At 63.4% G+C, this 22,076-nt stretch carries 30 protein-coding genes; 14 read left to right on the plus strand and 16 right to left on the minus strand.

The window, feature by feature from the left end; genetic code table 11:
• Positions 1 to 217: 217 nt before the first annotated feature.
• The 3 genes from AB4Z16_RS16150 to AB4Z16_RS16160 all read left to right on the plus strand — a co-directional run bounded on the left by AB4Z16_RS16150 (position 218) and on the right by AB4Z16_RS16160 (position 2,621).
• Positions 218 to 706, plus strand: a complete 489-nt coding sequence (locus AB4Z16_RS16150) for a hypothetical protein (protein WP_441512374.1) — start codon at positions 218 to 220, stop codon at positions 704 to 706.
• Between the two features lie 287 nt (positions 707 to 993).
• Entirely contained in the window at positions 994 to 1,695 is a 702-nt protein-coding gene (locus AB4Z16_RS16155) for a phosphatidylserine decarboxylase (RefSeq protein ID WP_441512375.1), read from the plus strand.
• A gap of 80 nt (positions 1,696 to 1,775) precedes the next feature.
• Complete coding sequence (locus AB4Z16_RS16160; protein ID WP_441512376.1) at positions 1,776 to 2,621, plus strand: CDP-alcohol phosphatidyltransferase family protein; 846 nt, start codon at positions 1,776 to 1,778, stop codon at positions 2,619 to 2,621.
• Between the two features lie 77 nt (positions 2,622 to 2,698).
• Here the strand turns inward: AB4Z16_RS16160 and AB4Z16_RS16165 are convergent, their stop codons facing one another.
• A complete protein-coding gene (locus tag AB4Z16_RS16165) occupies positions 2,699 to 3,082 on the minus strand; it encodes a hypothetical protein (protein WP_441512377.1) in 384 nt (127 codons plus the stop codon).
• A gap of 293 nt (positions 3,083 to 3,375) precedes the next feature.
• Here AB4Z16_RS16165 and AB4Z16_RS16170 point away from each other — a divergent pair, with 293 nt between their 5' ends.
• The 4 genes from AB4Z16_RS16170 to AB4Z16_RS16185 all read left to right on the plus strand — a co-directional run bounded on the left by AB4Z16_RS16170 (position 3,376) and on the right by AB4Z16_RS16185 (position 5,131).
• Positions 3,376 to 3,984, plus strand: coding sequence for a Maf-like protein (locus AB4Z16_RS16170; RefSeq protein ID WP_441512378.1), 609 nt, complete (start codon positions 3,376 to 3,378; stop codon positions 3,982 to 3,984).
• Between the two features lie 181 nt (positions 3,985 to 4,165).
• Positions 4,166 to 4,369 (plus strand): DNA gyrase inhibitor YacG, encoded by a 204-nt coding sequence (yacG, locus tag AB4Z16_RS16175; protein ID WP_441512379.1) that lies wholly within the window; start codon positions 4,166 to 4,168, stop codon positions 4,367 to 4,369.
• Positions 4,370 to 4,568: 199 nt separating this feature from the next.
• Positions 4,569 to 4,835: a hypothetical protein gene (locus AB4Z16_RS16180; protein ID WP_441512380.1), complete on the plus strand. Its 267-nt coding sequence runs from the start codon at positions 4,569 to 4,571 to the stop codon at positions 4,833 to 4,835.
• An 11-nt stretch (positions 4,836 to 4,846) separates the two neighbouring features.
• Positions 4,847 to 5,131, plus strand: coding sequence for a hypothetical protein (locus tag AB4Z16_RS16185; protein ID WP_441512381.1), 285 nt, complete (start codon positions 4,847 to 4,849; stop codon positions 5,129 to 5,131).
• 995 nt (positions 5,132 to 6,126) lie between these two features.
• Here AB4Z16_RS16185 and AB4Z16_RS16190 read toward each other — a convergent pair.
• Positions 6,127 to 6,468, minus strand: coding sequence for a hypothetical protein (locus tag AB4Z16_RS16190; RefSeq protein WP_441512382.1), 342 nt, complete (start codon positions 6,466 to 6,468; stop codon positions 6,127 to 6,129).
• Between the two features lie 154 nt (positions 6,469 to 6,622).
• On the opposite strand from AB4Z16_RS16190, the gene AB4Z16_RS16195 reads away from it, so the two are divergent.
• The 7 genes from AB4Z16_RS16195 (at position 6,623) to AB4Z16_RS16225 (ending at position 10,486) form a co-directional block, all read left to right on the plus strand.
• Positions 6,623 to 6,895 (plus strand): hypothetical protein, encoded by a 273-nt coding sequence (locus AB4Z16_RS16195; protein ID WP_441512383.1) that lies wholly within the window; start codon positions 6,623 to 6,625, stop codon positions 6,893 to 6,895.
• A gap of 573 nt (positions 6,896 to 7,468) precedes the next feature.
• Positions 7,469 to 7,819 (plus strand): hypothetical protein, encoded by a 351-nt coding sequence (locus tag AB4Z16_RS16200; RefSeq protein WP_441512384.1) that lies wholly within the window; start codon positions 7,469 to 7,471, stop codon positions 7,817 to 7,819.
• On the plus strand, positions 7,816 to 8,223 hold the full coding sequence (locus AB4Z16_RS16205; RefSeq protein ID WP_441512385.1) for a hypothetical protein: 408 nt from the start codon (positions 7,816 to 7,818) through the stop codon (positions 8,221 to 8,223). The genes AB4Z16_RS16200 and AB4Z16_RS16205 overlap by 4 nt, the downstream gene beginning before the upstream one ends.
• 160 nt (positions 8,224 to 8,383) lie before the next feature.
• Positions 8,384 to 8,932, plus strand: a complete 549-nt coding sequence (locus tag AB4Z16_RS16210) for a DUF6232 family protein (RefSeq protein ID WP_441512386.1) — start codon at positions 8,384 to 8,386, stop codon at positions 8,930 to 8,932.
• 102 nt (positions 8,933 to 9,034) lie between these two features.
• Positions 9,035 to 9,361 (plus strand): hypothetical protein, encoded by a 327-nt coding sequence (locus tag AB4Z16_RS16215; RefSeq protein ID WP_441512387.1) that lies wholly within the window; start codon positions 9,035 to 9,037, stop codon positions 9,359 to 9,361.
• 71 nt (positions 9,362 to 9,432) lie between these two features.
• A complete protein-coding gene (locus tag AB4Z16_RS16220) occupies positions 9,433 to 9,876 on the plus strand; it encodes a hypothetical protein (protein WP_441512388.1) in 444 nt (147 codons plus the stop codon).
• A gap of 25 nt (positions 9,877 to 9,901) precedes the next feature.
• Positions 9,902 to 10,486, plus strand: coding sequence for a hypothetical protein (locus tag AB4Z16_RS16225; RefSeq protein ID WP_441512389.1), 585 nt, complete (start codon positions 9,902 to 9,904; stop codon positions 10,484 to 10,486).
• Positions 10,487 to 10,856: 370 nt separating this feature from the next.
• Here AB4Z16_RS16225 and AB4Z16_RS16230 read toward each other — a convergent pair whose 3' ends face one another.
• The 14 genes from AB4Z16_RS16230 to AB4Z16_RS16295 form a co-directional block, all read right to left on the minus strand.
• Positions 10,857 to 11,561 (minus strand): hypothetical protein, encoded by a 705-nt coding sequence (locus AB4Z16_RS16230; RefSeq protein ID WP_441512390.1) that lies wholly within the window; start codon positions 11,559 to 11,561, stop codon positions 10,857 to 10,859.
• 133 nt (positions 11,562 to 11,694) lie between these two features.
• A complete protein-coding gene (locus AB4Z16_RS16235) occupies positions 11,695 to 15,111 on the minus strand; it encodes a phage tail length tape measure family protein (protein ID WP_441512391.1) in 3,417 nt (1,138 codons plus the stop codon).
• Positions 15,112 to 15,173: 62 nt separating this feature from the next.
• Positions 15,174 to 15,536 (minus strand): hypothetical protein, encoded by a 363-nt coding sequence (locus AB4Z16_RS16240; protein WP_441512392.1) that lies wholly within the window; start codon positions 15,534 to 15,536, stop codon positions 15,174 to 15,176.
• Between the two features lie 165 nt (positions 15,537 to 15,701).
• A complete protein-coding gene (locus tag AB4Z16_RS16245) occupies positions 15,702 to 15,923 on the minus strand; it encodes a hypothetical protein (protein ID WP_441512393.1) in 222 nt (73 codons plus the stop codon).
• Positions 15,920 to 16,690 carry a hypothetical protein gene (locus AB4Z16_RS16250; protein ID WP_441512394.1) on the minus strand — a complete coding sequence of 257 codons (771 nt, stop codon included), beginning with the start codon at positions 16,688 to 16,690 and terminating at the stop codon, positions 15,920 to 15,922. Before AB4Z16_RS16250 ends, AB4Z16_RS16245 begins: the two co-directional genes overlap by 4 nt.
• On the minus strand, positions 16,687 to 17,706 hold the full coding sequence (locus tag AB4Z16_RS16255) for a phage major capsid protein (RefSeq protein WP_441512395.1): 1,020 nt from the start codon (positions 17,704 to 17,706) through the stop codon (positions 16,687 to 16,689). The genes AB4Z16_RS16250 and AB4Z16_RS16255 overlap by 4 nt, the downstream gene beginning before the upstream one ends.
• Before the next feature lie 95 nt (positions 17,707 to 17,801).
• The gene (locus AB4Z16_RS16260) at positions 17,802 to 18,089 is read right to left on the minus strand and encodes a helix-turn-helix transcriptional regulator (RefSeq protein ID WP_441512396.1); all 288 of its coding nucleotides are present in this window, start codon (positions 18,087 to 18,089) and stop codon (positions 17,802 to 17,804) included.
• Complete coding sequence (locus tag AB4Z16_RS16265) at positions 18,079 to 18,297, minus strand: hypothetical protein (protein ID WP_441512397.1); 219 nt, start codon at positions 18,295 to 18,297, stop codon at positions 18,079 to 18,081. Before AB4Z16_RS16265 ends, AB4Z16_RS16260 begins: the two co-directional genes overlap by 11 nt.
• A gap of 2 nt (positions 18,298 to 18,299) precedes the next feature.
• Positions 18,300 to 18,554 (minus strand): hypothetical protein, encoded by a 255-nt coding sequence (locus AB4Z16_RS16270; RefSeq protein ID WP_441512398.1) that lies wholly within the window; start codon positions 18,552 to 18,554, stop codon positions 18,300 to 18,302.
• Entirely contained in the window at positions 18,541 to 19,452 is a 912-nt protein-coding gene (locus tag AB4Z16_RS16275) for a helix-turn-helix domain-containing protein (protein ID WP_441512399.1), read from the minus strand. The genes AB4Z16_RS16270 and AB4Z16_RS16275 overlap by 14 nt, the downstream gene beginning before the upstream one ends.
• Position 19,453: 1 nt before the next feature.
• Complete coding sequence (locus AB4Z16_RS16280; protein WP_441512400.1) at positions 19,454 to 19,666, minus strand: hypothetical protein; 213 nt, start codon at positions 19,664 to 19,666, stop codon at positions 19,454 to 19,456.
• 9 nt (positions 19,667 to 19,675) lie between these two features.
• On the minus strand, positions 19,676 to 19,903 hold the full coding sequence (locus tag AB4Z16_RS16285; protein WP_441512401.1) for a helix-turn-helix domain-containing protein: 228 nt from the start codon (positions 19,901 to 19,903) through the stop codon (positions 19,676 to 19,678).
• 94 nt (positions 19,904 to 19,997) lie between these two features.
• Positions 19,998 to 20,801, minus strand: a complete 804-nt coding sequence (locus tag AB4Z16_RS16290; RefSeq protein ID WP_441512402.1) for a hypothetical protein — start codon at positions 20,799 to 20,801, stop codon at positions 19,998 to 20,000.
• Positions 20,801 to 22,027, minus strand: coding sequence for a tyrosine-type recombinase/integrase (locus AB4Z16_RS16295; RefSeq protein ID WP_441512403.1), 1,227 nt, complete (start codon positions 22,025 to 22,027; stop codon positions 20,801 to 20,803). Before AB4Z16_RS16295 ends, AB4Z16_RS16290 begins: the two co-directional genes overlap by 1 nt.
• Positions 22,028 to 22,076: the final 49 nt, after the last annotated feature.

Raw genomic sequence — 22,076 nt, forward strand, 5'->3', positions numbered from 1 at the left:
GCGCGGTCGGCGCCCCGTCATGCCCGCTCTTGTGGCGAGCATCCACGTCTTGAACACTGGCCTCGCCAGAGGAGGACCTGGATGGTCGGGGACAAGCCCGACCATGACGGATATGCCGTCAGCCATGCGCCTCTCGCCAGTTTAAAACCGCTCGCAACTTCGGCGTGTTTCCTGCATGCTCCGGCCGCAGGGCAAAGGCATTGGGGGAGCGGCTGCCATGTTTGATCCGACGACATTCGTAGGCTTTCACACCTGGCTCAGCCTGATCGCGATCGTGGCCGGGATTCCGGTCGCGGCCGGATTGCTCCACGGACATACACGGCCGGGCTGGACAGGCGTTTTCCTGTCGACCGCCTTCGCCACCAGCGCGACCGGCTTCGGCTTTCCCTTCAGCGGCATCCTGCCATCCCACATCATCGGCGCGATCCATATCGCTCTGGTCGCAATTGCGGCCTTCGCGTTGTATGGACGGAGGCTGGAAGGAGGCTGGCGCCGTACCTATGCGATCACAGCGATGCTGTCGTTCTACTTGCTGGTCTTCGTGCTGGTGGCGCAAATGTTCGGCAAGATCCCGGCCCTGCGGGCGTTGGCCCCGACCCAGTCGGAACCTCCCTTCGCCATCGCCGAAACAATAGTGCTGTTCGCCTTCGGCTTCCTGACCTGGAGAGCGGCGGTTCGCTTCGTCCAGATGCCACGGATCGTCTAGGGGAGGGGTTGCGGCTTCTGAGGTCCGGTGTCCGCGGCGCGGCCTGCTTCCGGTCGCGCGGCTGGCGCCATACCTCTCCATCGGTTTCCACTCCGGTGCACGGGGGGACGACGTGGATTCCGGCCTGCAGCACGTTTGAGCGGTGAATCCGCCGCAATGTCGCAGCTTCCGGGCTTTCCCTGGCGGGCAGAAGGCCCTAAATCAGCGCAACGCCCGTGGCCGTGCATGCCAGGGCATCGTCGTTCACGCGCGCTCGATGCGCCGACAGGTTCAACGGATACCGCCTCATGTCTCTCGTCGATTCCGTCCGCAAGGTGATCGTGCCCATCCACAAGGAGGGCTATGTCTTCATCGCCATCGGGCTGGTGGCCACGATCATCCTCGCCAATCTCTGGTCGCCCTTTGGCTGGGTCGGCGCGATCATCACGGTCTGGATCTGCTACTTCTTCCGCGATCCCGTCCGCGTCACGCCGCAGCGAGAAGGGCTGGTGATCTCGCCCGCCGACGGCCGCATCAGCCAAATCGCCCAGTCCCTGCCGCCGCCGGAGCTCGAGCTGCCGGCCGAGCCGATGACGCGCATCTCGATCTTCATGAACGTCTTCGATTGCCACGTGAACCGCACGCCGGTGCCGGGCCGCATCGCCAAGATCGCCTATACGCCGGGCCTCTTCCTCAATGCCGAACTCGACAAGGCCAGCGACGACAACGAGCGCAACGCGCTGGCGATCGAGACCGCCTCCGGCATCGTCGGCGTCGTCCAGATCGCGGGCCTGGTGGCGCGCCGCATCGTTCCCTTCGTCAAGCAGGGCGATACGCTCGCGACGGGCGAGCGTTTCGGCCTCATCCGCTTCGGCTCGCGCGTCGACGTCTATCTGCCGACGCATGTCGTGCCGCTGGTCGGCGTCGGGCAGACCGCGATCGCCGGCGAGACCGTGCTGGCCGATATGAGCGGTAACGAGCCGGTCGCGCGTAGCTTCCGCGACCTCTGAGAGGGTAGGGTGGGGACGACGTGCCTCGCCACGTCCTCCGCTGCTAGCGCGGATTTGAGAAACCGCGTATTTCGGCAGGCATGAGCGACCTGTTTCCTCCTTTCGAGCCCGAGCGCGCCGAATCAAAGCGCGCTCGCTTCAAGCCGATCCCCTTCCGGCTGCTGGCGCCCAATGTCATTACGCTGCTGGCTCTTTGCCTCGGCCTGACGGCGATGCGCCTCGTCGTCGAGGGCAAGCTTGAAACGGCGACGATCTGCATTCTGATCGCTGCGGGGCTGGATGGCGTTGATGGCCGTCTGGCGCGCCTGCTCAAGGGCACGTCCCGCTTCGGAGCCGAGCTCGATTCGCTTTCGGATTTCGTCAATTTCGGCGTCGCCACGGGCTATGTGCTGTGGATCTTCGTCCTGCACGACCTCAAGTCCTTCGGCTGGATCATCGTGCTGACGCTGGCCTGCGCCATGGCGCTGCGCCTCGCGCGCTTCAACGTCATGATCGACGATCCGGACCGGCCGGACTGGCAGAAGGAGTTCTTCGTCGGCATGCCGGCGCCGGCTGGGGCGATCACGGCCATGCTGCCGGTCTATCTGCACATCATCGGCGTTCCCGTGCAGGAATATGGCGCGATCTTCGTCGGCATCTACATCCTGTTCATCGCCTTCCTGACGATCTCGCGCATCCCCTGCTATGCCGGCAAGACGCTGGGAACGCGCATCCCGCGAACCCAGGTGCTGCCGATCTTTGTCGCTGTCGTGATCGTGGCAGGGCTGCTCTTCGCCTACACTTTCGAGGTGCTGACCGTCGTGGTTCTGGCCTATCTCGCGCTCATCCCGGTGAGCGTGGCGCGCTACCGCAAGCTCGAGCGCGAGCATGGCTTGTCGTCACCCGCTGCCGCCGTGGGCAGTGACGCTCCGCAAGAACCAGTCTGAGATGTAAGCCAGAGACGGATTCGCCGATCGGTTCGCGGTGCAAGCCGATCGGTAAAACGGTCTCCAGGCGCGCGCTTTTAGCGCCGGCCGCCACTGAGCCGGGCGGCGTTGGCCCGGGTGCGCCGCGCAAAGGGCTCCAGCGTGCTGTCGGCGACGCGGACCGCCGCTGCCGCGAAGTCGAATTGGCCTGGCAGATGCAGCGCCAGTCCCCACCAGAACGCCGTGGCTGCCTGCGTCGCGGCCACGCTGCTCTCAACCACCGCGGAAACCTTCTCCATCACGGCCTTGGTCGCTTCGCGCTGGCCGTGGCTGTCGCCGAAGGCGCCCTTCATCAGGATCGGCATCCGCATCGCGATGGTGAGGCCGGCTTCGGCCTGCATGGTCAGCACGCGCGCGGCAAGCACTTGTGCATCTGCTCCCGTCGCGATGGCGGAGCGCGATGACTTGCGCGTGCTCGGCATGGACAAACTCCCAAAACGATGCGGCGTCATGCCGAGGGGAATCGATCCTGCCGTTGCTGGCTCGACTTGGCAACCAGTAGTATACCAGTTCTCCCGCCCTGCTTTATGCAGGAAGCGCGGGGCAGCGGGCTCCAACGACCGTTGACACAGACGGTTCGCGCCGCGGTTGCGGATTTATCGCTGCGCCGAAATACATTAAGGCTGGTCACGCGCCGGGCGTCTCCGGTGACGGAAAAGTGTCGGGCTGTCTTTTGAGTTTTTTCTCCTCCCCCAAACATCCCGGCTGGCGCCCGATGCTGGTGCTCGCCTCGGCTTCCCCGCGCCGCCTCGCATTGCTCGAGCAGGCCGGGCTGAAGCCCGATGCGCTGTTGCCGGCCGATCTCGACGAAACGCCGCACAAGGGTGAGCGCCCGCGCGATCTCGCCCGGCGGCTGGCGCGCGAAAAGGCGGAGGCTGCGCGAGAAGGGGCGAAGGCGCGCGCGGATCTGGAGGGCTGCTACATCGTCGCGGCCGATACGGTGGTCGCTGTCGGCCGGCGCATCCTGCCCAAGGCCGAGATCGTGGACGAGGCGGCGGCCTGCCTGCGCCTGCTCTCCGGGCGCGCGCATCGTGTCTATACGGGCGTTGCACTCGTAACACCCTCGGGAACGATTCGGGACCGCATCGTCGAGACCCGGCTGCGCTTCAAGCGGCTCTCGACTGAGGACATCGAGCACTACCTCGCCTCCGGAGAATGGCGCGGCAAGGCGGGCGGCTATGCCGTTCAGGGCATAGCCGGCTCCTTCGTCATCAAGCTGGTGGGCTCCTATACCGGCGTCGTCGGCCTTCCGCTCTATGAGACAGTCAATCTGCTGGGCGGAGAAGGCTTCCCGATCCGCTTCGGCTGGATGAACGCCGCCTGAGGGGGTTGCCCGCACACGACGTCGGGTCCCGGCACGATGAGTGCGCTGCTTTCGACTGAAAAGTGGGGCCGGCCGGTGCCATCACAGACGGGTGGATCGCCGCCGTTGCATCCGATAGGACGCATGGCGATCTATGGCACCGGGGTCGAACTGGCCGTGGATGGAGGCATCACGCTCAAATATGACTGAAACCGACAAGCCGGCGCCGGCTGCGAAGCCCTGCTCGATCTGCGGCAAGCCCGCGGTGGCGCGCTTCAAACCGTTTTGCTCGGCGCGCTGCGCCGATATCGACCTCGGCCGCTGGCTGAAGGGAAGCTATGTGATTCCCGGCGAACCGATCGAGGAGGCTGAAGAGGCTCCGCCCCAGCCTGATCGCGAGAATTGAGGCGCTGGCCCGTCCGGACGGCCTCGCTCCGGGCGTGAGAACCGCGGCGGCGGATGATGCGGCGATGTTTCTCGCGGCCACCGGCACGAGATCCGGTCGGCCTTTTTGCGACCAGAACTCGGCGCGGCGGGAATAGGCGGGTTGCGACCGCTGCCTGATCGCATGCTGCAAGCCGGACTGGGACCTGCTAGGCTGTGGAATGACCGATTTTCCCGACATCATCCGCTCGCCATTGTCACAGCGCTTCACCGAAGACGGCGTCACCGTCCAGGTCGAGATCTACCGGGTCGACGGGACAGAGGGCTGGACGCTCGAGCTCATCGACGAGGAGGGCGGCTCGACGGTCTGGCAGGACAGCTTCGCGACGGACGCCGAGGCCTTCGCGGAATTCACCGACGGCGTCGAGCAACTCGGCCTGGCGAAGCTGATCGACCCCGACGAGGACGATCTCGCGACTGTGCACTGAACGGCGATATCATGGCCTATACCGACGAGCTCGACGCGGTCATCGCCTGCGAGCAGCGGCTTCGCCGGCAGATCGCCATTCGCCTGGGGGAAGAGACCGGGATAGCGTCTGACCTCAACCTCACGGAAGAGGCCTTGGCCGCTGCCGATGCCGCCATCGCGGCATGGTGTGCGCAAGGCGAGGAGCAGCAGGATCTGGCGGCCTTCAGGCCCATCGGTCCGCTCCAGGAACTGCTAGCGGAGCATCGCGGCATCGTCGAGCGCATCGAGGATATGCGCGACCGGCGCCTGGGCTGAGGCTGCCTGCGACGCCTCGCGGCCCCGTCCGCTGGCGATGCCCGCAGCGTTTCGGGGCGGGCCTTCCCAACGCGATCGGGGTCGCGATTCGACATCGAATGGTCGATTGCCGCGGCGTCCCGCCTGTGTTCGTCTTCGGTCGACGAACGAGAAATGCAGGGAGGCCCAGGTGCTGTTCAACAGTCGTTTCCTCGCTGTTTGGATGAGAACGGCCATTGTCGCCGTCATCTTTGCTGCCGTCGTCGTGCCGATGGTGGTAGCGCATTAGCTTTGGCGCCTGACGCCGATTTAATCCGGCCGTAACCGCCGGGCGGGTTCCTCCCATTTAAGAGCATAGCCACTCGTCTTCGGAATGGGCCAGCCAGACATGGCCCTCGCAGGCGAGTCCGGCGCCGGCGCCTGCGGAGAGGGAGCGCGCCGTTGGGAGGCGGCATCGCTCCCTCTCCAACACATCGAAGTCTTGCAGCGCCGGCCGGCCGGGGCGCGGCGTTCTGACGCAATCATCCGATTGAAGGAGGAAGATGTCGTTCTCGCACGCTAGGTAGCGTCAAAGCCCGACCAGTCTGATGCCGCGCCAGATCTTTGGTTTGATTGTTCGGCGTGGCGGTCGGTCGTTCTCAAGCTGGCGAGGTCGACATGGATCGTCTGATTGGTTCGCTCTATCTGGCTGCCATCGCGCTGACGATGACCACCTGGATCGGACTGATCGGCTACGGCGCCTGGCACTTCCTGTTCTGAGAATCCCAAGGCTCTCGCGCGTGGCCGGGCAGCGACTGCTTGCCGCAAGCTGGCGCCGCCCAAAAACAGTCTTTCAAACCTTTTGGAAAAACGAATGGTGCCAGGGGCGGAGATGCGTTTTCGAGCTAAGTTGTTGACGCATTAGGGAGTTTGATTCCCGTTTAGCAACAAATCGGCCAACGCATCGGCCAACACGCCCCGCTACGCACGTGGTTCGGTTCCCAATTCCTGGACAGATTGTCGCACTGGATGATCGGTCAGCTCTTCTTGCGGCCCTTGGCCTTTGCCACCATTGCGGGTTCATCGGTCAGCGTGCCTCGACGATCGGCTTTCTCGCCGGCGCTGCCACCCATATCGCTCATCATCGCATCGGCGGCGTCAGCGGCTTGAGAACGCGCGTCATCGGCACTAGCGACCTGCTCGGCCTCAGATGATACCGGCCGCGCCTTGCGTAGACGCACGCCCGGGCCCTCGCCATTCTCAGCGACGAAAATGACGCCCGCATTTTCCAAGGCGATCCGCATTTTATCGATGCTGCTAAGCCGAGCGTCTTGCCCGGCCTCAAAACGGTTGACCGTGTTGGAGCCGACATCGGCCATTTTGGCCAAATCGGTGGTGCTCCAAGATAGGGCGGCTCGCGCCATACGACATTGAACTGGCTTCATATGGTGAAATTATCACCGAATGCGGTTGACATCAAACCGAACATAGAAATATCACTAATGGTGCGTTTATCACCATTAGAGGTCAACCATGACGACGAGCACCGACTCGGCGGCCGCTATCGGCTTGCCTGACCAGCCCTTCATAGACGGCGATTATCAGATCGCAGGGAATTCAGTGAACGGGCTCCCCGCCGGCGCCCACCTGGCGCATATCACGCTGGTGCCAGCACACGTTTTGTCGAAACCGCATCAAGAGCTTTTCGTCTCAGTCGACGAAGCGCCAGGGCTATGCGTGCCGCTTTATATGTCGGGTCCGCGCCAGCTCGTGGAGAGCTGGATCGTCGATCGCCGCATCTCTTGACTTGGCCGGGAGAAACAAAGCGGAACACCGGTCAACGACGACTCATTGCCGCTCATGAAAAGCCGTTACAAATCAAATACTTGATGGATAAAGGATTTACGAGCCGGGAATCGTTGCGATTTTCGCAACGAAAACAACGGGTTGTGTCCACAGCGCCTAAAAAAAAGATTCGGGGCAGATCAACAGCGCGAGCATGAACAAACCCCTTTTGTTCCCAGCGGGTTGCAAGGCACATCCCAGCCATTCGGAAAACCGCGCGCGTGCTTTTTCTAAACGAAAAGCCGAATTTCCTAAGCAGCTTCCTTGCGGGGGCCTGAGTGCCACAGGCATTCTGCGCGAGTCAGGACGACGGAGCGGCCGGGCATGGCCCCTGAGAAAGACATGCCCGGCGCTTTTCCCAGCGGGGAACCCTGACTGGCAGGGGCTAGGAGTTGAGGGGCGGCCGTCGCGCCCCTCAACTCCTCCCCATCATGACCACCGCTGCCAGGGATGGCAACAAGAGTCGTCGCGAAAATCGCTACAATGTCTACACCCCCGCGACAGCATCAGGTCCGCTTTCCGGTTGATCCGCGCATGGTGCCGGCCACGAAGGCCGTGCGCCGCCTGCACCTCACAGAGGGAGAGTTCGAGCGCGTTCTGCCCAAGCTCCTGGCGCGTGGATTTCCGCGACGGGACCCGGACATCGGCAATTTCGACTTGAAGGCGATCGACGCCTGGCTAGATAGCCAGATGGCGATGCAGCCCGGCGGGGGTGCTCGCAATGCGAACGAGTATTGGGCGCAGCGCTTGGCGAGCGGAGATGTCACCGTAGGGCGAGCGGATGCCATGGCTATCGATGCGTCCGTGGATCCATCCATTCGACAAGCAATTTTGGAGGCGAGATTGAAATCGCTGCCGAAGCGAGGGGAGCGCCGGAAGCGATGAACAATCAAGATGCGAGCCAGGCGGCGCCAGCAGGCGTGACCGCTGTCGATCAGGTCGACCGGGAAGCCCCGCTGACGCTCAAGGCGGCTGCGGGGCGCGCCTTCCCTGATGGCACTATGACGGTCCGCACGCTGCGAGCTGAGCGCGACAGAGGTCGCCTCGAGACTTGGATCATCGGGAAGCGTGAATACACGTCGCTCGCTGCCATCGCGAAGATGATCGAGCTGTGCCGCACTGCGCCGCGCGCCGCGTCCGCTAGCCGAGAAAAGGCCGCCAGCCCGTCTACGTCGTTCGACATCACGAAGACCCGACCGGGACCGGATTCGGCCCTTCGGAGCCTTGAAAGGCTCAAGGAGCGCTTGGAACGCGATCGCCCCAAAGGCAAGCGCCGACGGGCAGTGTGACTTGAAAGAGCCCAGCTTAATCGCCCGATGGTGGCTGCAGATCCCCATGGCGGCATGTGCGGCGCTTTGGTGGGTCGTAGGGCTCGACACCGGGCGCAGGCTGTGGCGCGCCGTTTTTGGATAGCAGCATTTTCGGACGCTTTGAATAATCGGGAATTCAATGTCCCACGCGTTTCCGAATTCAAAGCCCAAAAAATTCTGCGCGTGCGACCCGAGCGGTGGCGGCCCGCAAAGGCCCCAGAGATTAGAGACCCCTGGTCGCCTTGAAGTGGTCGACGAGGCTGTTGAAGAGCCTCACACTTGTACGAAGCTGCCTCTGCAATCTAGCCTGGTGGCGTTTGGGGGACGAGATGTGACGGAAGAGATTATCTACAAGGCAGGCCCGGCCACAGTCACGCGGACGCTCGTTCGGATCGGGGGAGTGAGTTATCCCGTCAACGGGATCGGTAGCGTGCGGATTGAGCCAAGCAAGGCGATGATATTCATCGTCTTGGCGCTCCTGGCTTTCGTTTTCGCCATGTCATCACCTGATGCACGAGGCGTCGGAGTCGGTATCGCGTGCGTGCTAGCCCTCTTCGCTCTTACAGCCAGGGCAAAGCTGATCCTTCGCACGGCAAGCGGTGATCAAACCGCACTCACTGCAATGAGAAAGAGATCCCTGACGCCCGTAATGGAAGCGATCGAGCGCGCGGTTTCTATCCGCGGATAGTTCGTTGAACCATAGCGCAAAGTCGACTCGACGGACGCGTAATGCGTGTGCTCTGTTGACCGTGGGATATGGCTGTAACGGCGCTGACGACGCCGTGGGGGGATGATGGTCAACTCTGTGGGGTTCGCGTCGCCGATGCTCGACGGCGCAGCAACGATCGTCGTTGAGATCCACAACACGCAGCCGCTGGATTTGCTGGAATTCACGACGTCTCTCACGGCGCTAGCCCGTGAGCACGAAGCAACCATGAAGGAGCGCGCTCCATCGGTGCCGGCCGAGGAGACCCGTCTCCTTGTGGTCGATGTTCGCAAGGGCTCCATCATCTTGGAGCTTGCGCCCGCGTTAGCTCCATTTGTGTCGACTGCGGAGTTCATCAACACATCTGTCGACTTCGTCGAAAAGCTAAAAAGAAAGGCTATGACGCACTGAAAAAGGTCGGAGGGCGTCTCACCGATCCTTCGGTTCAGCGCCTCAAAAATTTCGGCGACGCTGTCCAAACCGTGGCTTCGGACACCGATGGCAGGCTCCGCGTATTCGCTAGACATAGAGAGAAGGGCATCCTCCAAGAGTTCGTCATCGAAAAAGAGGAAGCCCAGCGTGTTATCGAGAACACGATGGAGCAAAGACGGCAGCTAGAGAGCATCAGCACTGCCCCGCTGCAGAAAGTGCTGATGCAGCTGTATCAGACCAGCGCAGACAGCCCGAAAATTGGCAAACGCAATCCCGAAAAAGGCATCATCGAACAAGTCGACATGACGCCTCGCCCGTTGGTTTACGTGTCCGATCAGGCAGGGGCCCGTATCAAGGATGAGATCTTAAATTCAGACGCTAATGCGTACAAAAAAGGGTTTATCGTGGATGCTGCGGTTGAGACAGTAGGCGGTAGGCCGCGACTTTATCGGATCACAGACGTTTATGACGTGATAGATCTAGAAGACGATTAACTTGATACCGGCGTGAGGAATTTAGTTGGCTCCTATACCTTATTCTTTCAGAGCTTATGTTTTTAATCAAACGCTTCGTCACATGCATGCTGCTTATAGAGCTGCAGCAAAAGCACTGGCCCACCGCTCGCAGGAGATCGAAGTTTACGTGCGCCGGGAGCTCGGGCTCGAGCCTGGCGACCCTTTTCCAGATCGCGATGATGATGACGATGAGCTCGACTATATCGGCAGGCTCTATGATGAAGCCAGCGACCTAGAATACGAGGCTCGCAACGGAGCGCACCTTGTTCGAAAGGCTTTTCTCATAGCTCTATTTCATCACTGGGAACGGCATTGTAATCGAGAGCTGAAACGAGACTCGTACGCTCATCCCCGGCAATGGCTGAATCAGCGTGGCAGAAGTGAACTCGCCAAAGAAATCCTGGAATTGTCGCGGGCAGCTAACTGCGCGAAACACGGCCCAGGGCATTCGTGTAGCGATCTTTTTAAGACGTCACCCCACCTATTCCCGCGGGTTACGCCAGCGATCAAGCCTAGCGAGAATACCTTGGAGATCGATGAGGCGACCCTCGAGCGCTTTTTCACTGCTGTCCGAAAGGCGGCATCCTAGTCGCCGAGTTGACTAACGATCGCGCTAGTGCACCTTTTGACGCCTCGTCTTTGCCGACCAGCGTGCTTTCCGATTTCTGGGCTGCGGCGATCCTACGGCCCCGGCGCCAGTTAGCACGGCATCCAGCTTCATCTCTGCGACGGCCTCGGCAAAGCGCCTGTTGACGTGCTCGCCATAGGCCAGGAGCTGGTCAGGGCTACCGCGTTCAGCCTCAAGTTTGCGCAGGCGCTCCACGATCATAGAACCGCTGTGCTTCTAACAGCGCGACCAACGAAGGCTCTGCGCACAGAATGCATGCTCGGCTGCTCAGACGCCTTCCCTCTCCAATCGACCACCCGTCGATGCGGGAAGCGCTGCCGACCCTGGCTAGCTACCGCGCGATCATCAGCGCCAGGACCTTGGCAAAAACAGTTCCGGTCAGGCCTGGGTTGAAGTTGTGCTGATACTGGAGCTGGAAGATGTGCGTCGATCCGACAACTCCCACGTCAAAACAGTCGGTCATGCCCTGATTAGCGCCAAGAGCCGGCGGGATCACCGAGTTGAAGATTTCGTGGATGTAGACGGGAACCCCATTCACCAATAGGCGGATGATGACCGCCCCTATTTGGTTAAACCCGGACAGATTCTGGACGGTCGCGTGATCGCGCAGAAAGATCAGCGGGAATGCTTGACCGCCACCGTTGTCAACGGTCAGCGTCAAAGGCGCGCCGAGGTTGCTCCATTCTGTACTGCCGGGTGGCAACGCTGCTGTGCCGCCAGTCGAGCCAAGGGCCGAGAGCCCGGTTTTCATATTGGCAGCAGTTATTTCTCCGTCGACGATTAAGTCGCCGCTGATCCGGGTGTTTCCATTGAGCAGCAATTGGCCCGTCCCAGTCGCCTGAAACATCGTTTGCGGCTGGCCGCCGGCTATCGTGGGATGCTGTAACGTGAACTCGCTAGCGCTGAACACGACGCGCGACGTGCCATCCGACATTGCGTCCATGCGAAAGGCGGTGATGGTCGGCCCTTCCGTGAAGCTGCCGAGGAGAGCATTTTCGCCCTCGGGGACGATGTCTATGGGCTGACCCGACGCCATCACTGCACCTCGCTCGTCATTGGCTGCAGCCCGTCAATCTTGGCCTGCAAGGTTTCCGTCGCGGCGAGGAGGAAGGCGCGTTGCTCGTCCTAGCCGTAGGCGCGGCCCTCGGCCGCGAAATCGAATGTCGACATCAGAGCCCCGCTACACGGTTGCGACGCGCTTCCTGAATCGCCCGGACTGCGAGGCCGGGGATCACACGCTTGAGCTCGTCGATCTCGCGCGGCCCCGCGCCTTGCGCGTTGACCTGGAAGATCACAGGGGCGTCGCTGCGGCTCGCCGAGTTGGAATTCGCCGGCGATTGCACCGCGGCCATCACGCCGAGCTGTCCCGAGCTATTGCGGCGGAGCGGCATCACTGCCTCCGGGCCGGCCTCGCCAGCGAGCCCCCGGCGAACTGTGCCGCCATCCGCGAAACGGAAGAGGGTGGGGCTCGTCAGAATCGAGTTCGAGAACGCCCCGCCATTGGCGAAGGGCACAGCCATGCCACCGGCGAAGACGCCGCCGTTTGCGTAGAGCCCCCCGGCACCAGGCGTAAGGCCAAGCCCACCACCGCCGAACATCGAGCCGAAGAGCCCGCCACCGCCGGAGAATAGTGACCCGAACAGCCCACCGCCGCTGGAACCGCCCATCATCCCCTTGAACAGGCCGGAGATCAGCTGGTCAGTCGCGAGGTCAAAGAGCTTGGTCGCGAACTTATCGAGGACGCCACGCAGAGCCTCCATTCCGCTCTTCCCGGACCGAAGATCGCTGATGAAACCCTTCATGGCGTCACCCGCGACAGACTTTGTCTCGCCCAGCAGCTGGTTGAACCGCATCTGGTCGGCGATTGCGGAATCCATCCCGACGCCGGTTCCGCGGAGGCGCGACGCGATCTGCTGCTCGCCCGAGGTCCGGCCGAGCTGATCGCGCTCGAACTGCACGTCCTGCGTCAGCTTCACCGACGCGGCGGCCTCGCGCAGCCGGCCATAACGGTCTGCGGTCTGTTCGATTGCAGCGGCCAGTTCTCGCGTGACCGGAACGCCGTTCGCGGCCAACTGGTTGTAGAGCTCCTGGGCTTTCTCAGCGCGACCGGTTTCATAGGCCGTGGCGGTCAGGGCCTTCGCCTGGATCTGAAGCGCGCGCTCCTGCTCGCCAATGTTATCGTTCGCCGAGCGGATGACGGAGTTGTAATTCTCGGTGGCTGCCGCTGCCTCTTTGCTCTGCGCGATGGCTCGGGCCATATCGCCGCCGCCGCGCGCTCCAACCGGCTCGGCGTGCCAGGGCTCTGGGGTTCCGCGAGTAGGGTTTGCGAGGGGGAACCCGATGCCATACTCGCGCGTCAGGCGGTCCCTGATCTCCTGCGGGATCTGGCCGGAACCGTTGTAGGCGAGGTCCGCGGCCGTCGCCGGGAGGCCGCCTTTCATCTCATGGTTGGAGTTTCCGGGGCGAGCCGCGCGACTGGGCCCATATTTTTCGTAAAGCGCAGCCTGCTGCTCATAGGTCCGCATGCCGCCGGTGATCGTCAGTCCGGGGATATCCGCCATAGCCCGCCGCAGCGATTCCGCGAAAGCAGCGTCCAGCCCACGCAGCGCGCCGGTGGTGGCTGGCAGGGAGGCAGAACCAGGCAGGAACGGCCCCTCACCGACGTAACCGCCGGCGCCGAAGGCTCCGTTCGTGCTGGTCGGGACGCCGAAGCGCTCACGGTTGTTGCGCTCTTCGATGGCGATCTCTGCCATCCGACGCTCATGGGGGCGCAAGCCCGCCAAGCTTTGCTGGTCCCTGGCTTCGCGCAGAGCATCGCGGGCCTCGCGGTTGGCCTGCGCCTGAACTTCGGCCGCCTTCCGGTTCATTGCGATCTCGCGCTCGGCCGCGGAGATTTTCTCACCCGAAAGCCGGAGACCTTCGCGCGCGACCTCGATGGCGACACGCTCTTCCAGCGTCCGAGCACTGATCGCGCGCATCGCCAGGTCATGTGCCAGGCGCTCGCGCTCCACGTTCGGAAGCAGGGTTCCGATCGCGCCTTTGACGCGATCCAATGCCCGGCCCCACTCCTCATATTCTGGCGCGCCCTTATTGAGCTTGCGGGCCTCATCCAGCTTCGTCTGAAGGGCAACGAGCTCCTCCATCTGCTTGCGATAGGGGTCGAGCTGATCGGCGATGGCTGACGCGGCGAGGCTGGCGTTGCCCGCTTTTGCAACACGGGCGTCAATCGCTTCTCTCTGACGCTCCAACTCGACGATGGCCTCAAGCGGGCGGATCTGCGCCTCGAGCATCCGAAACTGGTTTGCAACGCCGAGGCCTGGGGTCTGCTGGAGCCGGTCGCGCTGTTGCTGCAGCGAGGCCAACCGCTCCGCATCGGTCGAGCCATTGAGAGCCCGGCCAAGCGCGTTGTCTGCGTCCGACACGGACCGCTTCACGCTATCCCACGCGCGAGCGAACAGGCCGGTTCGGCCCGTCGCCCCTTCGACCTGCTGCGCAAACGTCTGCATCAGCGTTCGCTGCGCGCCGAGCATGTCGCCAGCCGCCTGCTGGGCTTGTACCCACCGGAGCGCTGCCGAGTTCAGCCCGCCGATTTTCCCGGCAAGCATCGCCGCTCCCTTCGATGGATCCGCGAAGGCGCTGGCGAGCTCCTTCATGGAATCGTCCATGCCCAAGCCGGTGAAGGCGGCGAAGTCTTTCGTGAAAGAGCCTATGCCGGGGAGCTTGGTCGGGTCGACGCGCCCTGTGGATGCGAAGGCGGCGCCGATCTCCCGCGCGCTCGCGGTGGAGACCTTGCCGGCCGCGGCCTCTGCTGCCGCGAAGCGGTTGATGCCGGCGAGCGAGACACCGGAAGCTGCACCAACACCGCGCAGGGCATTCTCCACCTGCCTCTGCGCATCGGCATAGCTGATCGCCGAGTAAGTTCCTGCCGCGAGGATGGCACCTGCTCCGGTGGCGAGGCCGGCGCCAGATGTGGCGAACCGCAGTGCACCGCCGCCGATCTGGCGAATGACGCTGCCGATGCTGGCACTGGTCGTCGTGAATACGTCCGCCACCTGCGCGCCCTGGCTCGCCAGGATCTGAAACGGGCTCGACCCCATCGCCAGCATCGTTCCGATGTCGCCGACTTGCCGGCCGAGATTGACAAGCTCGTACCGGGCCAGGCCGGCCCCGCGCGTGAACTGGGCAGTGCCGGCAACGGCGTTCGAGTTGGCCGCCGTCAGCCTCGTCAGGTTGACCGACTGCGCCGCCAGGCGTTCGTTCACCTCGTGGACGACCGGCGCGAGCATCGTGAAGCCGCGTTGCCCAACCTGCACGGCATCCGCGGTCTGACCGAACTTTCGCTGCAGCCCTTCGACCAGCGCGGCGGCGCGTGTCGTGTTCACGGCACCAGTTTCGAGCGCCCGGTTGATCTGCCGAAGGCCGGATTCAAATTTCGCCTGATGGCCGTAACCGGTGATCCATCGACGGCTCATGGCTTCGACAGAACGCGAGATTTTGCCCGTGGCCGCGTCCTCCGCAGCGAGTGCGGCGCCCAGACGTTCGCTCGACGCGATGCCCTGCTGGTCTGCGGCGACCTTCGCTGCCATGCCGCGCTGATAGCCGCTGGCGTCGAACTCGCTGGCAACGCGCAACGAGGAAAGCTTGACGGTCATTGCAGCAGCTCTCCGGTCTTGGCAGCTCGGCGTCGTTCCCGGCGGTTCGGCTTCGTGAAAACAGCCAGGTCGAGCTCTGCCGCCGCCGCGCCCATGGCCACGCCGAAAGCGACCTCGCGGGCGGCCTCATATGAAGCAATTCCGGCAATGCCCGCGCCGAGCGCAGCAAGCTCAAGGCGACGCCGCGACCGTTCGTCGAGGTTGCGCTGCTGCCACTCTGCCATAGAGAGCATGATCACGGCGTCTCGCGCCGATGACTCCGCGTCCAGCACCGCGGCGCCAACCGCGCGGATCTGGCGGCCAGCGAACTCGGTGCCTTCGATCGTGCCGAGGTCGCTACACGCTTCGACGGTGATCATGCGTTGGTCTCCTGGCATTCGGTCATCCGTGCGACGCCGGGTTTCCGTTTCTGTGCACAGTTTCCGAGGCGGGGCCAAAATTCCCGGACGACAAATTTTTTCTGCGAAGTTGACCCCAAGCGGTGGCGGCCCCTTGATCGGCTTCGATCTGAAAGTACCCCCCCTTCATTGGAGCTGCCCGGTCAGCGCCGCGGCGTCGCTATCCTGCCGAAGGACAAGCGCGACCGCCTCTTCTGCCCATGCTGTCCAGACAGGATCGCGCGCGGCCTCGAAGGCTGCGAGCTCTTCGTCCGTGGCGCCCTGCTCGATGAGCGTGGCGCGCTCGCGCTGCCTGGCCTGCGACATGGCCTCGGACAGCTTCTCGCGGATGGTGGCTTCGACGCTCATCGGGCATCTCTCCCGTCTTTCCCGCGTTTGATTGCGAGCTGCCACGCATTGCTGGCGCCGGGTGCCTCGCCCTCCTTGGCCTCGCGCAGGGCTATCCAGCCGGAGCCGTCAGCGGTGACGAGCGAGCCTTTGCGGTAGGTGACACCGGATCGCTGGTAGACGCCGGCGTAGATCACGCCTCCGGCCTCGAGCTCGGCGACGCGGGCGGCCAGGCCGTCGAGCTTCTTGCCGCTCGGGCTAGTCTCTCGCTTGGCCAGCGCCATTTCGAGTTCCGCACAGCGCTGCTCCAAGGCGTTGATGCGGTCGACCGACCAAGAGGTGTGGACATGGTCAGCCGCCGCGAGCTCGACCAACATCTCGGTGGCGGCGCCGGCGGCGTGCATCTTCTCGAGCCATCGACTGATCTTCTCTACGGTGGCGCCGTACAGCTTGCTGCGCTCCTCCTTCGGCAGGGCAGACGGATAATCGCCAGGGATCGGGAAATCGTCCTCGGGCAACGGCGCGCGTTTGACGACGGCCGCCGCTGGCACGGGCGCCGGCTGCACCGGTTCCGGCTTGCCAAAGTCCTCCGCGAGGCCGGCGGTCAGATTGGCCTTTCGGGCCTCGAGGTCGTGCACCTGGCGCCAAAGCTCATTCGCAGCGCGCTGATGAGCGTTGGCAAGCGTCAGGTTGAGGCCGGCGTCATACGCCGCGGCCTCGCTCTTCTGAGCGCGGGCCCGCAGGTCGGTGACCTGGTCGCGGATCTCGACAATACGCGCGGCCGTCACGATGCAGCTCCGCCCCACGCAACGCCATGCAGAACGGCAACGGCACTGCCTCGGAACCGCTCGGCGCCGAAATACGCGACCGCGCGGACTGCGACTGCGTTTGTCTGAAACATCGAGGTCAACGCGGCTGCCGCGTTCTCGGGATCGTTCTTGAGCTGGATGCTGGCGTTCTGCGAGAACTCGATCTGGATCTGGTCGATGTCGGCAGCGATCCCGCCCGCATCGATCAGCATGACATGGCCCGCCGGCAGGGCGTCCGTGATCAGGACGGGAACGCCCGCGATTTCCCCGCCCGTGAGACCGAGGGCCGGAAATGCATATCCGCCGAGAGTGTCGCGGAGCAGCGAAGCGGCATTGGCGGTCTCACTGCGCATCGCGAAGAACAGGGGCCCAGCGCCTGCGACGTTGACGGCCGCAGCCAGGGCGGCGATGTCCGCTATGGCCGCCTCCGCATCAGTCCCGCTGGAGGGTATCGCAGTGATGCCGGCGGCGACCACGCTGAGAAACGCGGCATCGATTGTCGCGGCGACGGCCCGTCGCAACTCGCGATCGACGAAGGCGAGTGCAGCCGCGGCAGGACTGGCGGCAGCCTCTCGGGTCAGTGCGATGAGCGCGATGGCCTGGCGCGGCGTGAGCTGGCCCACGGCAAGGGTCATCCGACCGACAGGGGCCGGAGCACCGTCCGCGACGATCGCGCCCGTCAAAGCGACCGACACGGAATTCACTGACGTCCGGAGCGGTGCGGGCACCAGCCCATCTGCGAGGAGCCGGGCAAACACGCTCTGAGGTCGCAAGCTCTCGACGAACGTCGCTGTCATAGCCTGATAGCTCGACAGCAGCCCGGCGTAGGCCGGATCGGTTGTGTTGCCGGCCGGCACAGCGGCTTTGAGCAACTGCGCGACGCGCGGCGGGGCACGCATGGCCTCGGCAAGCGTTGCCGCCTGGAGGGCTGAGCCGCGACCGGCCGCCATCAGCTTGGCGACGAGCGCGAGGTCGGATGGGGCGTGAAGCGTCATCGGCGGTTCCCGGTTTCTGAGCAGAGAATCGCCGATGTGCCCCGTTTAGATCGATGGGCTTGGATTGGGTTGAGATGGGTTCGGTAGGGCTTGGTCTAGAAATCTTCGCGGCTGTCTTCGATCCATGCGGCGATGTCCCGGAGCCGATATGAGAGGCGGGCACCGGCAAATCCCAGCCGGTAGCTGGCAGGCGCTCGCCCTTCGCCGCGCATCTTCGCCAGCGAGCCTGGCGCCAAGCCCAGAAGCTGCGCCGCGTGCTGTTCGGTGACGCGTCGATCCCCAGTCACCGGAATCCCGGTAAGCCGACAATGATCAGCTAGCGTCTCCTCCGTCGCTGCGACCCGATCAGCGAGCGATAAGAGGGGCAGGACGTCATCGCCCATCGCCGCCTCCGGGCTCGATCCGATCGACGACGCGACGCGCGAACTCGTCCTCGCGCAACAGCACCGCCCGGACGATCTCACCGGTTTCGGCATCGGCGCGCGACCGCCAGCAGCACATCCATCCGGCGCGTGGCCGATCAGGCTCGACGAAGACTACGCGGCAGCCGTGGTCGTCGATGGTGCGGAGCCATCCGGTGGTGACGGTCATGCTCATCGCAGCGCCCTCGTAGGCTCGGAGACGTAGGCGAGATGGGCGGCCGGATGGATCAGCGGAAACCTTAGGATCTGGACGGGAGCGGCGCGGCCGTCCTCACGATCGATGATGAGGTCAAGATTGCGATAGGGCTTGCGCTCCTCGAGCCGGCGCCAGCGGGGCAGCCGCTCCCGGCGGGCGCGGAAGTCGACGACCGACGATGCAGGGATGGCCTGCGCATCGGCCCACGCGAAAAGGTCAGGCGACGACATGGCTCGCCCCATCGGCTTTGGATTGCAAAAGACGGCCCGCTCGCGCTGCCGCCGCGCTCAGTTCGTCCGCTGCGCCAATGACGCCGTCGACACGGACACGCTCTTTCAGCCGGTCGACCTGCTGACGACCGATCGCATCGGCCAGCATTCGACCGAGTTCGATATCGCCCCGGCCAAGCGCGAGACGCACATCACGATGCAGGCGAGCATCGTCGACGACAGGGTCTAGAGCAGCGAATACCCCTGGAGCCTCTTCCTGAACCGTCTCATCGGATAGCCCTCTTTCTTCAGAGTTTCCGTGGATAGGTTCACTGGATAGATTATCTGGATAGGTTATCCGGCAACTTTCCGCCGGTATGAGCGGCAGATTCTCGCCGGTATGAGCGGCAACTTTCTGCCGGTCTACCCGGCAACTTTCCGCCGGTTTAGCGCTCAACAGCAAAGCGGCAATTTTCTGCCGGTATGGGGCCGATTGGACCTCCTCATGGTACGCTGCCATACGGTCCTGCTCCGATGCCAGGACTTCGGCGAGCACCTGCGGATGAACCGTCATGATGTAGGTGTAGCTCGCTCTGAAGCCTGACTTCCTGAGCTCGCCGTTCTTGCCTTCAAACCCGCCGCGGCGGGCAAGCAGCCATCCTCTGTCGAAGAGCTCGGATATAGCCTCGCGCACCGTCCGCTCTTTGCAGCCGAGCCGGGCACCGATGAACTTCTGGCTCGGCCATGAGCCATTGTTGTCTGGGCCCATGCGATCGGAAATTTCGAAGGCTACGCAGCGGGCGGTCATCGAGAGTTTGGCGTCAGACCGGACCCATGACTGCCACGCGGCGCGGGCGGGGTAGAACTCCTGAACGGTCCAGTCGACCGTCCGAAGCTCAGCGATGGGCGCGATCGCCATATCAGCCAACCGCCTGCAGTCGCCGGCCGATCAGCGCGACCAGAAGCTCGGTGCGCTCCGGCTCGACCTCGTACAGCGCGGCCTGACCGCGGATGATCGCCGGCCGCGGCTCGAGGCCGAGGGTGCGAAGGATTCCGACCGTCTCGTCGACGTTCGCGAGCGTGTCGTGATCGGCGAGTAGCTCATCGAGCTCGGCAGCGGAGAAGCTGGACATTGCCGAGCCTCAAGCTGCCTTGCCAGGCTTGCCGCCAGGCGCTCGCATCTGGCTGACCATACGAGGCAGAGAAGACTGGAAGCGCGCAATCTCCTCATCGGAGATCAGCGTCTTCCCGTCCATCTTCACAGCGACGATGCGATCGGCGGCTACATAGTTGTAGATCTGCGAGACACTGCAGCTCAGAAGGTCAGCGGCAGCTTTCAGGGTATGATACTTGATTGCTTTGGTAGTCACCGGCCGTCTCCATGCATCGGTGTTGACGCATGGAAGATGCTCAGATGATCGTCGGCGATAAACTCCGGAAATTTAACCCCTAAAAGATTTGCTGTTACCCATTATCCTTGATGTGGGCAGGATTGCCGCTCGGTTCACCGTACCGTCCGACGAAACTGATCGCGCCGGCTTCTTGGAGGGCGTTCAGGCGCCCACATGCTGTCCGCCACACTTCCATGAAGAGCTTCGCCCGGCGATCTTTGACGAATCCGAGCAGCGATTTCGCTTCTTCCTTCTTCAACCGGCTCGGCGCCTTTGCGCGCATCGCATCCTCGAGCCGCGTCACCAGCAGCGTCGCTGCAGCGCGGCTGAAATCTTCGTCCAGTACCGTAAGGTCCTGCGCCTCTGCCTCCGATCGCAACTCGGGCTGAAGCTGCAGATGGACGTCGTAGTATGTCTTACCCGAAGGCAACGTTGCGCTGGCCTCGCGCATACTGGTGTGCTGCATTGCTGACCATACGAACGCCGGCACCTGCTGAAGGTCGGCATCGTGCTCGTGCTTCCTCGCGAAGACGACGGTTCGACCGTCACTGACCAGCGAGTTCAATGCTTCTGCCGCCACCCTCTCAGCGCGCCAAGCACATCGCTCGATGGCTCGGTATGCATCCTCTGAAGCGCTCCCGGGCGGTGGAGGGGGGGAATGCAGCCCAGAGCCATCAAAGATCACACAGAGTTCGTTATGAGTGACTTCGATGAAATCTATATCCAACACCGTGGCATTCGGCAGGGCATCCGCGAGCCCGTACTCAAGCCAGTCGACGAATTCTTCTCGGATCTCAGGAATCCCATCGATCGCTCTATTGAGCCTAATCCACCCGTGCTGCGGCAGATGATATTGGAGCGGGGGATCGACCAACATCAGTCTTTCCTCCGATCAGCACGCATCGCATTAAGCTCATCGGCCCACCACTGAGCCATCCGGACCCGCTCGTTCCAATGCTCGCCTCGGGCGTAGGCGCGCCTGACATCGTCGTCTTCCACATGCGCAAGGGCGCGCTCGATCGCGTCGGGGTTCCAGAGCCCCGACTCGTTGAGGAGGGTTGAAGCGCTGGCGCGAAAGCCGTGGGCTGTCGCTTCATCCGAACCATAGCCCAGGCGCCGCAGCGCGCCGTTCAGCGTGTTCTCTGAGATCGGGCGAGGCTCGACAGGAAGGCCGGCACGGCTGCCTCTCCCGACACCAGGGAAGCAGAGCTTGCCATAGCCGGTGAGCCGGTGGAGATCGGTGAGCACGTCGAGTGCTTGCCGGGGGAGCGGAACCTTGTGCGGCCGGCGCATCTTCGTGCGGGCGGCGGGGATGGTCCAGATCGCCTTTTCCCAATCGAACTCGCTCCAGTGCGCAAGTCGAAGCTCACCGGGCCGGGGGAAGAGCATGGCGAGGAGCTTCAGAGCATGCCGCGTCACGGGCTGGCCGTCGTACCCATCGATCGCGCCTAGCAGCGCGCCCAGAGCCTTCCTGTCGACCAGCGCGGCGCGATGTTTGGTTTTGGGGGTGAGGAGAGCGCCTTTCAGCGGTCCCGTCGGGTCATGCTCTGCGCGCGCGGTCGCGATGGCGTACCGGAACACCTCGCCGATGACCGAACGGAGGCGGCGAGCGGATTCCAACCGGCCGCGCGCCTCGACCTTGCGGAGCACGGCCAGGACATCGGCGGGTTTGATCTCCGTGATCGGGCGGTCACCGATATCGGGATAGGCGAAATCGAGAAGCCAGCGCGTTTTCACGATAGTGGATGCAGCTCGCTCTTCGCGCTCCTTCCGCTCGACGAGCTCGCCGGCGACCAGCCGGAAGGTGACGGCGGCGGCCTTCTCCTCTGCGGCCTTCTCCGTCTTCTCGTGGACGAGTGGGTCAATCCCGCGGGCCAGCAGCCGCTTCGCAACCTCTCGGCGATCACGGGCATCGGCCAACCCGATCTGGGGGTATGGACCGATCGGAAGTTTTTTCTGCTTCCCGTCGAATCGATAGGCCAGCTTCCAGTGTTTGCCGCCAGCGGGGGTCACCCAGAGCTGCAAACCGCCGCCGTCGGAGAGCTTCGAGATACGATCGGGAGACTTCGCCGAGCGAACTTTTACGTCCGTCAAACCCGCCATTGTTGGCCGCTCCAAATCGCCTGTTGGCCGATAGGGAGCAACGTGGCCA

It is taken from the genome of Allobosea sp. TAF32, from assembly GCF_052113585.1.
Lineage (GTDB): Bacteria > Pseudomonadota > Alphaproteobacteria > Rhizobiales > Beijerinckiaceae > Allobosea.

Excerpts from the sequence above, each read along its gene's own strand:
- AB4Z16_RS16165 (WP_441512377.1), bottom strand. The coding sequence starts at position 3,082 with ATGCCGAGCACGCGCAAGTCATCGCGCTCCGCCATCGCGACGGGAGCA.
- AB4Z16_RS16255 (WP_441512395.1), bottom strand. The coding sequence starts at position 17,706 with ATGACGCTTCACGCCCCATCCGACCTCGCGCTCGTCGCCAAGCTGATG.
- AB4Z16_RS16185 (WP_441512381.1), top strand. The coding sequence starts at position 4,847 with ATGGCCTATACCGACGAGCTCGACGCGGTCATCGCCTGCGAGCAGCGG.
- AB4Z16_RS16205 (WP_441512385.1), top strand. The coding sequence starts at position 7,816 with ATGAACAATCAAGATGCGAGCCAGGCGGCGCCAGCAGGCGTGACCGCT.
- AB4Z16_RS16195 (WP_441512383.1), top strand. The coding sequence starts at position 6,623 with ATGACGACGAGCACCGACTCGGCGGCCGCTATCGGCTTGCCTGACCAG.
- AB4Z16_RS16230 (WP_441512390.1), bottom strand. The coding sequence starts at position 11,561 with ATGGCGTCGGGTCAGCCCATAGACATCGTCCCCGAGGGCGAAAATGCT.
- AB4Z16_RS16295 (WP_441512403.1), bottom strand. The coding sequence starts at position 22,027 with ATGGCGGGTTTGACGGACGTAAAAGTTCGCTCGGCGAAGTCTCCCGAT.
- AB4Z16_RS16160 (WP_441512376.1), top strand. The coding sequence starts at position 1,776 with ATGAGCGACCTGTTTCCTCCTTTCGAGCCCGAGCGCGCCGAATCAAAG.
- AB4Z16_RS16290 (WP_441512402.1), bottom strand. The coding sequence starts at position 20,801 with ATGTTGGTCGATCCCCCGCTCCAATATCATCTGCCGCAGCACGGGTGG.
- AB4Z16_RS16240 (WP_441512392.1), bottom strand. The coding sequence starts at position 15,536 with ATGATCACCGTCGAAGCGTGTAGCGACCTCGGCACGATCGAAGGCACC.
- AB4Z16_RS16245 (WP_441512393.1), bottom strand. The coding sequence starts at position 15,923 with ATGAGCGTCGAAGCCACCATCCGCGAGAAGCTGTCCGAGGCCATGTCG.
- yacG (WP_441512379.1), top strand. The coding sequence starts at position 4,166 with ATGACTGAAACCGACAAGCCGGCGCCGGCTGCGAAGCCCTGCTCGATC.
- AB4Z16_RS16235 (WP_441512391.1), bottom strand. The coding sequence starts at position 15,111 with ATGGCAGCGAAGGTCGCCGCAGACCAGCAGGGCATCGCGTCGAGCGAA.
- AB4Z16_RS16190 (WP_441512382.1), bottom strand. The coding sequence starts at position 6,468 with ATGGCCGATGTCGGCTCCAACACGGTCAACCGTTTTGAGGCCGGGCAA.
- AB4Z16_RS16215 (WP_441512387.1), top strand. The coding sequence starts at position 9,035 with ATGATGGTCAACTCTGTGGGGTTCGCGTCGCCGATGCTCGACGGCGCA.
- AB4Z16_RS16150 (WP_441512374.1), top strand. The coding sequence starts at position 218 with ATGTTTGATCCGACGACATTCGTAGGCTTTCACACCTGGCTCAGCCTG.
- AB4Z16_RS16210 (WP_441512386.1), top strand. The coding sequence starts at position 8,384 with ATGTCCCACGCGTTTCCGAATTCAAAGCCCAAAAAATTCTGCGCGTGC.
- AB4Z16_RS16280 (WP_441512400.1), bottom strand. The coding sequence starts at position 19,666 with ATGTCCAGCTTCTCCGCTGCCGAGCTCGATGAGCTACTCGCCGATCAC.
- AB4Z16_RS16265 (WP_441512397.1), bottom strand. The coding sequence starts at position 18,297 with ATGACCGTCACCACCGGATGGCTCCGCACCATCGACGACCACGGCTGC.
- AB4Z16_RS16170 (WP_441512378.1), top strand. The coding sequence starts at position 3,376 with ATGCTGGTGCTCGCCTCGGCTTCCCCGCGCCGCCTCGCATTGCTCGAG.
- AB4Z16_RS16200 (WP_441512384.1), top strand. The coding sequence starts at position 7,469 with ATGGTGCCGGCCACGAAGGCCGTGCGCCGCCTGCACCTCACAGAGGGA.
- AB4Z16_RS16180 (WP_441512380.1), top strand. The coding sequence starts at position 4,569 with ATGACCGATTTTCCCGACATCATCCGCTCGCCATTGTCACAGCGCTTC.
- AB4Z16_RS16260 (WP_441512396.1), bottom strand. The coding sequence starts at position 18,089 with ATGGGCGATGACGTCCTGCCCCTCTTATCGCTCGCTGATCGGGTCGCA.
- AB4Z16_RS16270 (WP_441512398.1), bottom strand. The coding sequence starts at position 18,554 with ATGTCGTCGCCTGACCTTTTCGCGTGGGCCGATGCGCAGGCCATCCCT.
- AB4Z16_RS16275 (WP_441512399.1), bottom strand. The coding sequence starts at position 19,452 with ATGGCGATCGCGCCCATCGCTGAGCTTCGGACGGTCGACTGGACCGTT.
- AB4Z16_RS16155 (WP_441512375.1), top strand. The coding sequence starts at position 994 with ATGTCTCTCGTCGATTCCGTCCGCAAGGTGATCGTGCCCATCCACAAG.